The organism is Streptomyces sp. NPDC048636 (assembly GCF_040650655.1).
Classification (GTDB): Bacteria; Actinomycetota; Actinomycetes; order Streptomycetales; family Streptomycetaceae; genus Streptomyces.
The window spans coordinates 819,176-831,443 of record NZ_JBEZHR010000001.1; the positions used below are offsets into that span (position 1 = coordinate 819,176).

General features: G+C 70.8%; 12 protein-coding genes and 1 pseudogene. 6 read left to right on the forward strand and 7 right to left on the reverse strand.

The features are described 5' to 3' along the window. The first annotated feature begins 87 nt into the window (after positions 1-87). Positions 88-1,155 (forward strand): LysR family transcriptional regulator, encoded by a 1,068-nt coding sequence (locus tag AB0C66_RS03810; RefSeq protein WP_362432377.1) that lies wholly within the window; start codon positions 88-90, stop codon positions 1,153-1,155. Positions 1,156-1,220: 65 nt separating this feature from the next. Here AB0C66_RS03810 and AB0C66_RS03815 read toward each other — a convergent pair whose 3' ends face one another. Continuing rightward, positions 1,221-2,429 carry a serine hydrolase domain-containing protein gene (locus tag AB0C66_RS03815; protein ID WP_362432380.1) on the reverse strand — a complete coding sequence of 403 codons (1,209 nt, stop codon included), beginning with the start codon at positions 2,427-2,429 and terminating at the stop codon, positions 1,221-1,223. A gap of 151 nt (positions 2,430-2,580) precedes the next feature. Here AB0C66_RS03815 and AB0C66_RS03820 point away from each other — a divergent pair, with 151 nt between their 5' ends. Next, positions 2,581-3,087: a pyridoxamine 5'-phosphate oxidase family protein gene (locus AB0C66_RS03820; protein WP_362432384.1), complete on the forward strand. Its 507-nt coding sequence runs from the start codon at positions 2,581-2,583 to the stop codon at positions 3,085-3,087. Positions 3,088-3,188: 101 nt separating this feature from the next. On the opposite strand, the gene sodN is transcribed toward AB0C66_RS03820, so the two are convergent. Beyond that, a complete protein-coding gene (sodN, locus tag AB0C66_RS03825; RefSeq protein WP_362432386.1) occupies positions 3,189-3,584 on the reverse strand; it encodes a superoxide dismutase, Ni in 396 nt (131 codons plus the stop codon). 158 nt (positions 3,585-3,742) lie between these two features. Between sodN and sodX the strand changes: the two are divergent. Next, positions 3,743-4,165 (forward strand): annotated as a pseudogene (sodX, locus tag AB0C66_RS03830) (nickel-type superoxide dismutase maturation protease); the annotation flags it as partial. Here the strand turns inward: sodX and AB0C66_RS03835 are convergent. Next, the gene (locus AB0C66_RS03835; protein WP_362432388.1) at positions 4,108-4,779 is read right to left on the reverse strand and encodes a CGNR zinc finger domain-containing protein; all 672 of its coding nucleotides are present in this window, start codon (positions 4,777-4,779) and stop codon (positions 4,108-4,110) included. The pseudogene sodX and the gene AB0C66_RS03835 overlap by 58 nt on opposite strands. 93 nt (positions 4,780-4,872) lie before the next feature. On the opposite strand from AB0C66_RS03835, the gene AB0C66_RS03840 reads away from it, so the two are divergent. Further along, positions 4,873-5,649: a class I SAM-dependent methyltransferase gene (locus AB0C66_RS03840; RefSeq protein WP_362432390.1), complete on the forward strand. Its 777-nt coding sequence runs from the start codon at positions 4,873-4,875 to the stop codon at positions 5,647-5,649. A 92-nt stretch (positions 5,650-5,741) separates the two neighbouring features. On the opposite strand, the gene AB0C66_RS03845 is transcribed toward AB0C66_RS03840, so the two are convergent. The 3 genes from AB0C66_RS03845 to AB0C66_RS03855 are packed head-to-tail and all read right to left on the reverse strand — an operon-like array spanning position 5,742 to position 8,438. Next, the gene (locus AB0C66_RS03845; protein WP_362432393.1) at positions 5,742-6,503 is read right to left on the reverse strand and encodes an amino acid ABC transporter ATP-binding protein; all 762 of its coding nucleotides are present in this window, start codon (positions 6,501-6,503) and stop codon (positions 5,742-5,744) included. Then, complete coding sequence (locus AB0C66_RS03850) at positions 6,500-7,438, reverse strand: amino acid ABC transporter permease (RefSeq protein WP_362432395.1); 939 nt, start codon at positions 7,436-7,438, stop codon at positions 6,500-6,502. Before AB0C66_RS03850 ends, AB0C66_RS03845 begins: the two co-directional genes overlap by 4 nt. A 43-nt stretch (positions 7,439-7,481) precedes the next feature. Continuing rightward, positions 7,482-8,438 carry an ABC transporter substrate-binding protein gene (locus AB0C66_RS03855; protein WP_362432397.1) on the reverse strand — a complete coding sequence of 319 codons (957 nt, stop codon included), beginning with the start codon at positions 8,436-8,438 and terminating at the stop codon, positions 7,482-7,484. Between the two features lie 513 nt (positions 8,439-8,951). Here AB0C66_RS03855 and AB0C66_RS03860 point away from each other — a divergent pair. Next, positions 8,952-10,178 (forward strand): NADP-dependent malic enzyme, encoded by a 1,227-nt coding sequence (locus AB0C66_RS03860; RefSeq protein WP_362432399.1) that lies wholly within the window; start codon positions 8,952-8,954, stop codon positions 10,176-10,178. 156 nt (positions 10,179-10,334) lie between these two features. Then, on the forward strand, positions 10,335-11,297 hold the full coding sequence (locus AB0C66_RS03865; RefSeq protein WP_362432401.1) for a zinc-binding dehydrogenase: 963 nt from the start codon (positions 10,335-10,337) through the stop codon (positions 11,295-11,297). 11 nt (positions 11,298-11,308) lie between these two features. On the opposite strand, the gene AB0C66_RS03870 is transcribed toward AB0C66_RS03865, so the two are convergent. Beyond that, a complete protein-coding gene (locus AB0C66_RS03870) occupies positions 11,309-11,752 on the reverse strand; it encodes a TIGR03668 family PPOX class F420-dependent oxidoreductase (protein WP_362432404.1) in 444 nt (147 codons plus the stop codon). Positions 11,753-12,268: the final 516 nt, after the last annotated feature.

Consider the following 12,268-nt stretch of genomic DNA (forward strand, 5'->3'; position numbering starts at 1 on the left):
TTGACCATCAATTGGTCAAACATGAGGCGAATTTATTGGGGTTTGAGAGTCTGGTGTGACCGCCGTGAGCGCCTTTATGCTCCCGTTATGGAGCTCGAGGTGAGGCACCTTCGTGCACTGTGCGCCATCGCCGACACCGGCAGCCTACGCAAGGCCGCGCGCCAACTGGGCATGACCCAGCCCTCGTTGACGACTCAGCTCCGGCGGATCGAGAACACCATCGGCGGCAGGCTCTTCTCGCGGGAGGTCACCGGCAGCCGTCCGACCCCGCTGGGGCGGTCCGTGCTGTGCCGCGCGCGGCCGATCGTGGCCGAGATGAGCGCCCTGCTCACCGAGGTCCGGCTGGAGGCCGGAGAGGCGGCGGGCGTCCGGCTGCGGATCGGCAGTACCGGCAGCCGGGCCGTGGTCGGCTGGCTGCGCAGGCTCCGCGCCCGCTTCCCCGACACGGACACCACGATCCATATCGATGTGTCGGCGAACGCGCTGTTGCAGATGGTCGCGGCGAACCAGCTGGACGTGGCCTTCGTCCACGAGGTCGAGGGCGCCCCGCTGTGCGTGCCCGAAGGCGTCGGGCGCCGGGTGCTGGTGGCGCGTGAACCGCAGTTCGTCGCCCTCTCCGACACCCATCCGGCCGCCGCCCGGCAGACCGTGCACCTGGCCGACCTCGCCGACGACCAGTGGATGGTCGACCCCAGCGTGGACGGCGAGGGCCCCGGGCTGCGCCGGGTGCTGGCCGCCGCCGGGGTGAGTCCGCGGGTGGTCTACGGCGACTACCTCACCGCCGCCGACCTGGTGGCCTCCGGTGAAGTGGTCACCCCCTGCCAGCCCACCGCCCGCTCCCGCCAGGGCGTGGCCGTCCGCCCGCTGTACGGGGATCCGCTGACCGTCCGGCTCTTCCTGGCCTCGCGTGCGGCGCCGCCGTCCCGCACCGGACATCCCGGGGCCGGTCCGTCCGTCGGATTACTCGACGTCGACGCCCTCTTCGCCGACCTCGAGGACGCCTACTTCGAGATCGCCTGGGCCAGTGACGCCTACCGTCAGTGGCTGGTGCACAACGAGAGCCCCCTGCTGCGCTTCCATGAGGCCCGGCTGCTCGATCCGCTGCCCGATCCACTGCTCGGTGTCGGGCTCGCGGGCCCGGCCGACGGCTCCTAGCCCACCGGTGCGGTGGCCGCCCGGTGGTCTCCGTCGCCTCCGTCGTCTCTCTCGCCTCCGCTGTCTCAGTCGTCGATCGCCTGGTAGACCAGCGTCCAGAAGTCGAGGTGGACGGGGGCGACCCGGGGGAACCGCGCGACCTGTGTCATCAGGACGGCGACCAGCTCCTCGGCCGGATCCGAGGCCCAGGACGTACCGAGCCCGCCGTCCCAGCCGAACCGGCCGGGCACCGCCGCGATCCCGTCCCGCCCGGTCACCACCTGGACGCCGAAGCCCCAGCCGCGGTGGTCCCAGGTCCCGGGCGCCGCAGGGGAGGCGGCCTTCTGGGCGGGGGTGAGCTGATCGGCCGTCATCGCCTCGACCGCCGGCCGGGACAGCAGCCGCTCACCGGCGCCGTACCGCCCCCGGGCCAGCAGCATCCGGCCGAAGGCGAGATAGTCGTCGGCGGTGGAGACCAGGCCCGCGCCGCCGTCGGGGAACACCGGCGGGCGGCTCCACCGGCCGTCCTCGGCCGCGTCGTACAACTCCGGCTTCCCGGTGGTGACATCGGCCAGATAGGAAGCCGCGAACCGGTCCCGCTTACCGGGTGGCACATGGAAGCCGGTGTCCTTCATACCCAGCGGCTCGAAGATCCGCTCCCGCAGGAACTCCTCCAGCGGCCGCCCCGCGGCGCGGGCGATCAGCACCCCCAGCACCTGGGACCCGGTGTGGTACAGCCACGCCACACCGGGCTGGCGCATCAGCGGCAGGGTGCCGAAGCGCCGCAGCCACTCGTCGGGGCCGTGCGGGGTGGCGGGCTTCGGTGGCCCCATGGCCAGCCCCAGCCCCTCCGCGGCGGCCAGCGCCGGATGATCGCCGGGCGGTCCTGGCACCAGACCGAACCCCATCCGGAAGGTCAGCAGATCGCGCACGGTGAGGGGGCGTTCGGCCGGAACGGTCTCCTCCAGCGGTCCGTCCGCGCGGACCAGCACCCGGCGGTCGGCCAGTTCGGGCAGCAGCCGGTCCACCGGGTCGTCCAGCCGCAGCGCGCACTCCTCCACCAGGATCATCGTGGCGACCGCGATCACCGGCTTGGTCATCGAGGAGATCCGGAAGATGGTGTCCCGGCGCATCGGGGCACCGCCGAACTCCTGCGCCCCGATCACCTCGGCCCGGGTCTCCCCGCCCCTGCTGATCAGCGTGACCAGACCCGGCGCCGCACCCCCCGCGACATGGCGGGTCAGCACCTCGCGCATCCGGTCCAGCCGGGCGGCGGACCATCCTCCGGCACCCATGGTGTGTCCTTTCCGTCGGTTCCCTGAAGACTCACCCCGCGCGGCGCCGAGCGATGAGTTCCGGTCCGCCGGCCGGTCCCCAGAAGAGAGGAGCGACGGGAGCGCCGACCGGACCGCCCTGCCGCCACGGCATCCAACGAGGAGCGAGCACATGACGGAGAACGAGCCGCGGACCGCCCTGGACACCCGCTTCAGCAGCCCCGAGGCGACAGCCACCCCCTGGTCCGAGGGGCGCGACCGGCTGGCCGCCGCCGAGCTGTACTGGCTGTCGACCGTCCGCCGGGACGGCCGCCCCCATGTCACCCCGCTGCTCTCCGTCTGGCTCGACGGCGCCCTCTACTTCTGCACCGGCCCCGAGGAACAGAAGGCCAAGAACCTCGTGCACAACGCCCGGTGCACCCTCACCACCGGCGCCAACGCCCTCCACGAGGGGCTGGACCTGGTGGTCGAGGGCGAGGCCGCCGCGGTCCACGACGACGCCGTGCTGCGACGGGTGGCCGGGGCGTATGTGACGAAGTACGGCGAGGAGTGGAGGTTCGAGGTGCGGGACGGCGCCTTCCACCACGACGCCGGCCGTGCCCTGGTCTACGAGGTCGCCCCCACCACGGCGTTCGGCTTCCGCAAGGGCACCTACGGCCAGACGCGCTGGAGCTTCTGACCCCGAACGGCGGGGACCGGCCGCCGGGTGTGAGAACGACCGCACCCGGGCCGCCACAGGGGCGGTCCGGGTGCGGTCGGACACTGCTGATGAGGGGCGGATCAGCCCTTCTTGGTCGCCCAGAAGATCTTGTCGATCTGGGCGATGTAGTCCAGCGCCTTCTGGCCCGTGGCCGGGTCGGTCGAGCCCTTGGCGGCGCTCAGCGCCTTGAGGGTGTCGTTCACCAGCTGGTGCAGCTCCGGGTACTTCTCGAAGTGCGGGGGCTTGAAGTAGTCGCTCCACAGCACCGAGACATGGTGCTTGGCCAGCTCCGCGCGCTCCTCCTTGATGACGGTGGCGCGAGCGCGGAAGTGGGGGTCCTCGTTGGCCTGGTACTTCTCCTGTACGGCCTTGACGGACTCCGCCTCGATACGGGCCTGGGCCGGGTCGTACACGCCGCACGGCAGGTCGCAGTGGGCGCTGACCTGAACCTTGGATGCGAACAGGCGGGAGAGCATAGAGCTGTCCTTCCATTCGTGATCGTCTTCTCAGGTGCGACATTACTCCGTGTGGGAAGGCTTTTCTCGGGCGCCCCGGGGGGCTTAGGTCAAAAGTCCGGTGGCGGTCCGGGGATGCCTGGGATGGTGATGGTGGGTGACGAACCGGAGGTGCCGTGATGCGGGAGGAGCTGCACGATCGCGAGCAGGAGCGCGATCGCGATCAGCATGGACTGCTGCGGATCGGGCTGGCCGAGGTGTACAACCCGTCGATGCAGCCGACGCTGTACCCCGGTGACCAGCTGGTGATCCGGTACGGGGCGCCGGTGCGGCCGGGGGACGTGGTGGTCCTGCGGCATCCGTTCCGCCAGGACCTGCTGATCGTCAAGCGCGCGGTGGAGCGGCGCGAGGGCGGCTGGTGGGTGCGGGGCGACAATCCGCACGTGGAGAACGACAGCCGGGAGTTCGGTGTGGTGCCGGACGAGCTGGTGCTGGCGCGGGCCTGGCTGCGGCTGCGGCCGCGGCCCGGGGCGGGGCCCGGGGGTCAGCGCTCCCTCGCGGGGCTGGTGTCCTGGGCGGTGTCCGCGGTGCGGCCGGTGCGGTCGCGGTCCTCGCGAGGGGGGCGCGGGCTTCGGTCGGCGGCGGCCGTGCGCTCGGCGTCGAGGCGCTTGCGGGCGCGGTAGGCGGCGACGTTGGCGCGGGTGGCACAGCGGTCGGAACAGTAGCGCCGGGATCGATTTGTCGATGTGTCGAGATACGCGTTGCGACAGGGTGCCGCCTCGCAGATGCCGAGCCGGTCGGCGCCCAGTTCGGTGAGGTGGAAGGCGAGCCCCATCGAGGCCGTGGCGGCGAATCCGGCGCCCGCGTTGGCCGCGTAGTCCGCGATATGCATATGCCAGTCGGGGCCGCCGTCCTCGTCGCGGGTCTCGTGCCCGGAGATCTGCGGGCTCACCGGGAACTCGATCAGCAGCGCGTTGAGCAGGTCCACGGCCCGTACCTCGTCCCCCTCGGAGGCCGCCTCGAACACCGCGCGCAGCCGTGCCCGGACCGACCTGAGCCGGGTGACATCGGCGTCGGTGGCGCGGCGGGCCGCCTGTTTGCTCTCACCGAAGAGGGCGCGCACGGCGTCCACCGAGGTGAGGGCGTCGTTACCGCGGACGGGCTCCTCGCTGTTCACCAGACGCACCGCGAGATTCGAGTAATAAGCCAGTTCCACTTGTGGTCCTTACGGGGGTGATTTAGGGTCGGGCGGTCGGTAATGGTCGCTTTGCGATCCAGGGTATTACGGACCGGAAGAGGGAGTGGCACGATGACGGACACCGCCGCCGTAGCGGACTGGCAGGCGTGGCAGCGGAGCTGGGACCGGCAGCAGGAGTGGTACCTCCCTGATCGTGAGGAGCGGTTCCGGGCGATGCTCGACGCGGTCGAGGCGCTCGTCGGCCCGGAGCCGAGGATCCTCGACCTCGCGTGCGGCACCGGCAGTATCTCGGACCGGGCCCTGCGCCGGTTCCCGAAGGCGACCAGCACCGGGGTGGACCTGGACCCGGCGCTGCTGACCATCGCGCGCGGCCACTTCACCGCGGAGAGCCGGGTGACGTTCGTGCGCGCGGATCTGCGTGACCCGGAGTGGACGCGGCGGCTCCCGCACCGCGAGTACGACGCCGTGCTCACCGCCACCGCGCTGCACTGGCTGCGCTCGGAGGAGCTGAGCGCGCTGTACCGCCAGGTCGCGGAGGTGCTGCGGGACGGCGGAGCGTTCCTCAACGCCGACCATATGCCGGACCCGGAGACGCCCCGGATCAACGCCGCGGACCATGCGTTCCAGAAGGCCCGGCAGGCGCGCGCCAGGGAGGCCGGGACCCAGGACTGGGTGGACTGGTGGGAGAGCGCCGCGCGGGACTCGGCGCTGGCCGGGCCGGTCGCCGAGCGGTTCAGGATCTTCGGCAATCCGGCCGACGGCGACCATGCCGACGGTGAGGTGCAGTCCGCCGCCTGGCATGCGCGGGCGCTGCGTGACGCGGGGTTCGCGGAGGCCCGTCCGGTGTGGTGCTCGGTCTCGGACGCGATGGTGCTCGGGCTGCGATAAGCGGCAGCGCCCCGGGGCGGTGCGCGGACGCGCGAGGGCGGTACGGCCTGCCATCGGCCGTACCGCCCTCATGGCGTCGCGCTCGTTCCGGTTCAGAGCACCTTCGACAGGAACGACTTGGTGCGCTCGTGCTGCGGGTTGGTCAGCACCTCACGCGGATTTCCGGACTCCACGACGACGCCGTCGTCCATGAAGACGACCGAGTCGCCGACCTCACGGGCGAAGCCCATCTCATGGGTGACGACGATCATCGTCATACCGTCCTCCGCGAGCCCGCGCATGACGTCGAGAACGTCCCCGACCAGCTCCGGGTCGAGCGCCGAGGTGGGCTCGTCGAAGAGCATCAGCTTGGGCTCCATCGCCAGCGCGCGGGCGATGGCGACGCGCTGCTGCTGACCGCCGGAGAGCTGGGCGGGGTAGTTGCCCGCCTTGTCGGCCAGCCCCACCCGGTCCAGCAGCTTCAGCGCGCGCTCCCGCGCGACCGCCTTGGTCTCCTTCTTCACCTGGACCGGCGCCTCGATGATGTTCTCCAGCGCGGTCATATGCGGGAAGAGGTTGAAGCGCTGGAACACCATGCCGATGTCCCGCCGCTTCTCGGCGACCTCGCGGTCCTTGAGCTCGTAGAGCTTGTCGCCCTTCTGCCGGTAGCCGACCAGGCTGCCGTCCACGTACAGCCGCCCGGAGTTGATCTTCTCCAGGTGGTTGATGCAGCGCAGGAAGGTGGACTTCCCGGAGCCGGACGGGCCGATGAGGCAGAACACCTCACGCGGGGCGACCTCGAGGTCGATCCCCTTGAGGACCTGGACCGCGCCGAAGGACTTGTGTACGCCCTCGGCCTTCACCATGGCGGTCATGCGCCTGCGCCTCCCTGGCGATTGGAGCCGGACAGAAGGTTGACCCGGATCCGCTGGAGCGGGGTCATGGGGAGGGAGCGGCTCGACCCACGGGCGTAGTAGCGCTCCAGGTAGTACTGGCCCACGCTCAGCACCGAGGTGAGGATCAGGTACCAGGCGGCGGCCAGGAAGAGCATCTCGGCGGTGGCGCCGGTGCTCTGGCCGACGTTGGTGGCGGCCTGCAACAGATCCCAGTACTGCACCGCGATCACCAGTGAGGTGGTCTTGAGCATATTGATGAACTCATTGCCCGTCGGCGGCACGATCACCCGCATGGCCTGCGGCAGGACCACCCGGCGCAGTGTCTTGGCGTGGCTCATGCCCAGCGCCTGGGAGGCCTCGCTCTGCCCCTCGTCGACCGACTGGAGACCGGCCCGGCAGATCTCGGCCATGTACGCGGCCTCGTTCAGGCCGAGACCCAGCAGGGCGGCCAGGAACGGGGTCATGAAGTCCGACCACTCGTCCTTGTAGATCGGACCGAGGTTGATGTAGTGGAAGACCAGCCCCAGGTTGAACCAGACCAGCAGCTGGACATAGACCGGGGTACCGCGGAAGAACCAGATGTAGCCCCATGCGAGGGAGGACGTCACCGGGTTCTTCGACAGCCGCATCACCGCGAGGATGATGCCGAGGACCACACCGAGCGCCATCGACAGGATGGTGATCCAGACGGTGTTGCGGACACCCCGCAGCACCTCGCTGTCGAAGAAGTAGTCCGGGATGGCGGCCCAGTTGACGTCGCCACGGGCGAAGGCGAGGACGAGCGTCACCAGCAGGGCGATGGCGACGACCGCGGAGACCCAGCGGCCGTAGTGCCGCACCGGGATGGCCTTGATGTTCTCCGGGGCGGGAGGCGGGGAGTCGACCGGGCCCGCCTTGTCGATCTTAGTTGTCACGAATTGTGCCTTTCAGCGCGAGCGCGAGGGAGGAGGGGCCGGGTCACTTGCCGCCGTTGACGACGGCCTTGGTGACGGCGCCGTCCTTGACGCCCCACTTCGCGATGATCTTGTCGTACTCGCCGGTGGCGATGATGAAGGCGAATGCCTGCTTGAGGGCGTCGCGCAGCTCGGTGTTGTCCTTGTTGACGGCGATGCCGTACGGCGCGGCTTCCACCTGCTCACCCGTGAGCTCGAAGTCCTTGCCGCCGCCCGAGGTCTTCACGGCGTAGGCGGCCACGGGGAAGTCGCTGGCCGCGGCGTCGGCGCCGCCGCCGCGCAGCCGGGTCTGGGCCTCGGTGTCGTTGGCGAACGCCTCGATCTTGATCTTGCCCTTGCCGTCCTTCTCGCACTTCTTGGACTGGGCCTTGCCGAGGTCGTGCGAGACGGTGCCGCGCTGGACGACGATCTTCTTCCCGCACAGGTCGTCCCAGGTCTTGATCCCCTGGGTCTCGCCCTTCTTGGTGTAGATCGAGACGCCCGCGGTGAAGTAGTCGACGAAGTCGACGCCCTTGCCCGCCTTCTTGCCGGTGTCCGGGTCGACGCCCTCCTGGCGACCCTTGTTGTCGGTCATGGCCGACATCGCGATGTCATAGCGCTTGGAGCGCAGACCGGCGAGCAGGGCGTCGAAGGTGGAGTTGTTGAACTCGAACTTCACACCCAGGGCCTTGCCGAGGGCGTCGGCGATGTCCGGGTCGATGCCCATCACCTGTCCGCCCTTCTTGAACTCGACCGGCGGGTAGTTGATGTCCGAGCCGACCTGGATCACGCCGGAGTCCTGGATCTCCTTCGGCAGCGCGCTGAAGAGAGGGGCCTTGCTCGAGTTGCCGGAGCCGCTCGTGGCCTTGTTCGTCTGGTCGCCACAGCCCGTCAGCAGCAGGGCGCCCACGACCGCTACCGCGCCGGCTGTGGCCATCCGGGACTTCAAGGTGGCTCGACGGCGCGTGAAGCTGGCGGTCATGCTGGTTCCTCCCGCAGGGTGAGGGGTGTCCGAGTTGTCGGGAACACGCTTTTGAGTGTCGCGACCTCGTGTGATTGGGGCATCTTGCCATCTGGACCGGCTCGATCGGGCGGCTATCCATGTCAAAATCGGATAACGGGCGATCCCCGTGGTGCGCGGATGGAACACCGGGGCCGGACAGCGGCGGCCGGGGAAGTGGAACGGGTCATGACCACACGGCGCCTGCCGAGCGACGGTGACATGTACATTCATGTCGGATTCGATCGCTTTCAATGGTATTGCGGTCTTTCTGAATGGCACCGTGACAGAAGTCGCTCGTCTCTCGGAGCGCGCATCCGGTAGAACAGATCGTTACACCCCTCACCCGGGGCTCAGGGCGTGTGTGCGACACGCCCGGCGTCCGTATTTCCCCCCAGGGCACGGCTATCTGCTCCATGGGGGCCCGGACGCGGTGCCCGCCCGCTCCCAACCTGGGGCGGCTACCCTCGACAGAAAACGACAAAGGGGTCAAAAGTGGCAGCGGAGATTGCCCATCCTCGCAGCGACAGCAGCAACGGCGAAGGAGCCGACGACGTGACCGACGGAGAGCCGTTCGATCCGGCCTTCGCACTCCACCGGGGCGGCAAGATGGCCGTCCAGGCGACCGTGCCCGTGCGCGACCGGGACGATCTGTCCCTCGCGTACACCCCGGGCGTCGCCAAGGTGTGCAGCGCGATCGCCGAGCAGCCGGAACTCGTCCACGACTACACCTGGAAGTCCCAGGTGGTCGCCGTGGTCACGGACGGCAGCGCGGTGCTCGGACTCGGGGACATCGGTCCGGAGGCGTCCTTGCCGGTGATGGAGGGGAAGGCGATCCTCTTCAAGCAGTTCGGCGGAGTCGACGCGGTGCCCATCGCCCTCGACTGCCGGGAGGTCGACGAGATCGTCGAGACCGTGGCCCGGCTCGCGCCCTCCTTCGGCGGCGTCAACCTGGAAGACATCTCGGCTCCCCGCTGCTTCGAGATCGAGCGCAAGCTCCAGGAGCGCGTCGACATCCCGATCTTCCACGACGACCAGCACGGCACGGCCGTCGTCACCCTCGCGGCGCTGCGCAACGCGGCCAAGCTGACCGACCGCTCCCTCGGACAGCTGCGCGCCGTCATCTCCGGGGCGGGCGCCGCCGGAGTCGCCATCGCCCGGATCCTCGTCGAGGCGGGCATCGGCGATGTGGCGGTCTGCGACCGCAAGGGCATCGTCTCCGCGGACCGCGAGGACCTCACCGACGTCAAGCGAGAGCTGGCCGGTTTCACCAACAAGGGCGGGCTGACCGGTTCGCTGGAGACCGCCCTGGCCGGAGCGGACGTCTTCATCGGCGTCAGCGGCGGCACGGTGGCGCCGGAGGCGGTGGCCACCATGGCGTCCGGCGCCTTCATCTTCGCGATGGCCAACCCCAACCCGGAGATCCACCCGGATGTCGCGCACCGGTACGCGGCGGTGGTCGCCACCGGCCGCAGCGACTTCCCCAACCAGATCAACAATGTGCTCGCCTTCCCCGGCATCTTCGCCGGGGCCCTTCAGGTCCGGGCCTCCCGGATCACCGAGGGCATGAAGCTCGCCGCCGCCGAGGCGCTGGCCGCCGTGGTCGCCGACGAGCTGAGCGCGGACAAGGTCATCCCCTCGCCGTTCGACGAGCGGGTCGCCCCGGCCGTGACCGCGGCCGTCGCGGCGGCCGCGCGCGCCGAGGGTGTGGCGCGCCGCTGACGGACGCTGACGCGCCATCGGCCGGCTGACGGGCCGGGTCGCTCTCCCACCCGGGGGAGCGGTCCGGCCCGTTCGGTGACCGCCCCGGGGGGCGCGGTGCGTGTCACACCCCGGTGTGGTTCCGCCGCCTCCCCACCGCGTCCTATGGTCAGGATCATGTTCGCTGCCTACGCCGCACGTATCGACCGTGACCAGCCGCTGAGCGGTCTTGAACTGGGCGAGCGCCCCGAGCCGGAGGTACGGCCCGGCTGGAGCACCGTTCGCGTCAAGGCCGCCTCCCTCAACCACCACGACCTGTGGTCGCTGCGCGGTGTCGGACTCGGTGAGGAGTCGCTTCCGATGATCCTCGGCTGTGACGCGGCCGGGATCGACGAGGACGGCAACGAGGTCGTCCTCCACTCGGTCATCGGCCAGAGCGGCCACGGCGTCGGCCCGCGCGAACCCCGCTCCATCCTCACCGAGCGCTACCAGGGCACCTTCGCGGAGCAGGTCACCGTGCCCACCTGGAACCTGCTGCCCAAGCCGAAGGAGCTCTCCTTCGAGGAGGCGGCCTGTCTGCCGACGGCCTGGCTCACCGCGTACCGCATGCTCTTCACCAACGCGGGGGTGCGCCCCGGTGACAGCGTGCTGGTGCAGGGCGCGGGCGGCGGGGTGGCCACCGCGGCGATCGTGCTGGGCGCCGCGGCGGGGCTGCGGGTCTTCGCGACCAGCCGGGACGAGGCCAAGCGCAAGCGCGCCGTCGAGCTGGGCGCCGAGGCGGCGTTCGAGCCGGGGGAGCGGCTGCCGCACCGGGTGGACGCGGTGATGGAGACGGTGGGCGCCGCGACCTGGTCGCATTCGGTCAAGTCGCTCAAGCCCGGCGGCACCCTGGTCATCTCGGGCGCCACCAGCGGCCCCAACCCCAAGGCCGCCGAGCTCAACCGGATCTTCTTCCTCGAGCTGAAGGTCGTCGGCTCCACCATGGGCAGCAAGGACGAGCTGGAGGATCTGCTCAGCTTCTGCGCGGCGCACGGGGTGCGGCCGGTGATCGACTCGGTGCTGCCGCTGGACCGGGCACCGGAAGGGTTCGAGAAGATGGCGGGCGGCGATCTGTTCGGCAAGGTCGTACTGACGGTCTGAACCGTCCGGTCCTACCCCTCCGCGGCGGGGACCTCGGTGTACGCCCAGCCCGTCCAGTGGCTCACCTCGACCTCGGTCACCGGCCCCCGCGGCGGCTGACCGGCGTACTGCGGATACTTGGCCACCAGCCGCGCCACCGCTGACGCATGGCCGTCGGCGGACGCGTCGGGGAGGATCCGGGCCCGGCCGTCTCCCCGTACCCACCACAGCCGCCGCCAGTCCTCGTCGTACTGGTCCACCAGCAGCGACACCGCCGGATTGGCGCGGATGTCGCGCAGCCGCCGCAGCTCCTGGTGGCGCTTGGGCTTGTGGTCCACGGCCATCACCACGGTGTCCGCGTCCAGCGCGAAGGTGGCGGGCACGAGATGCGGTCGGCCGTCCACGTCGGCGGTGGCCAGCCGCAGCACCCGGGCGCGGGCGAAGCGCCGCCGCGCCTCGGCGATCTCCAGTCGCATGGGGCGAGGCTACTGCCGCCGCACGATCTCAGGGGCGAAGCCGCGGGTGGTTCGGGCGTGGGCGCGTGCCCACGGCCTGGGCCCGCGCCATGGGCCCGCGAGGCGGGGCCGCCCGGGCGTCCGTCGGCGAGGACGGCCGCGTCGCACGCCTCGCTACGGCCGTACGCCGTGACGCGGTGCCCGCACCGGGGCGCGCGGCTGGTCCGCGTTGGCGGGGCTGTCCGGCCGCGTGCTGAACGGCGGTGCCCGCACCGGGGCGCGTACCCGGGGTGAACGCCCCGCCCGGCACTGGACCTGTCAGCCGTCCCGCCGCGCCGCGCCGTCCCGCACCGGGGCGCGCGGCTGGTCCGCGATGGCGGGGCCGTCCGACCGCGTGCCGAACGGCGGCGCCCGCACCTGGCCGCGCGGTCGGTCCGCGATGGCGGGGCCGCGTGCTGAATGGCGGTGCCCGCGCCGGGCCGTGCGGCTGGTCCGCGTTGGCGGGGCTGTCCGGCCGCGTGCCGAACGGCGGCGCCC

What these genes read in the sequence shown, in the direction of transcription:
- AB0C66_RS03810 (WP_362432377.1), top strand. Translation starts at nt 88, where the DNA reads ATGGAGCTCGAGGTGAGGCACCTTCGTGCACTGTGCGCCATCGCCGAC.
- AB0C66_RS03815 (WP_362432380.1), bottom strand. Translation starts at nt 2,429, where the DNA reads ATGGGTGCCGGAGGATGGTCCGCCGCCCGGCTGGACCGGATGCGCGAG.
- AB0C66_RS03820 (WP_362432384.1), top strand. Translation starts at nt 2,581, where the DNA reads ATGACGGAGAACGAGCCGCGGACCGCCCTGGACACCCGCTTCAGCAGC.
- sodN (WP_362432386.1), bottom strand. Translation starts at nt 3,584, where the DNA reads ATGCTCTCCCGCCTGTTCGCATCCAAGGTTCAGGTCAGCGCCCACTGC.
- AB0C66_RS03840 (WP_362432390.1), top strand. Translation starts at nt 4,873, where the DNA reads ATGACGGACACCGCCGCCGTAGCGGACTGGCAGGCGTGGCAGCGGAGC.
- AB0C66_RS03845 (WP_362432393.1), bottom strand. Translation starts at nt 6,503, where the DNA reads ATGACCGCCATGGTGAAGGCCGAGGGCGTACACAAGTCCTTCGGCGCG.
- AB0C66_RS03855 (WP_362432397.1), bottom strand. Translation starts at nt 8,438, where the DNA reads ATGACCGCCAGCTTCACGCGCCGTCGAGCCACCTTGAAGTCCCGGATG.
- AB0C66_RS03865 (WP_362432401.1), top strand. Translation starts at nt 10,335, where the DNA reads ATGTTCGCTGCCTACGCCGCACGTATCGACCGTGACCAGCCGCTGAGC.
- AB0C66_RS03870 (WP_362432404.1), bottom strand. Translation starts at nt 11,752, where the DNA reads ATGCGACTGGAGATCGCCGAGGCGCGGCGGCGCTTCGCCCGCGCCCGG.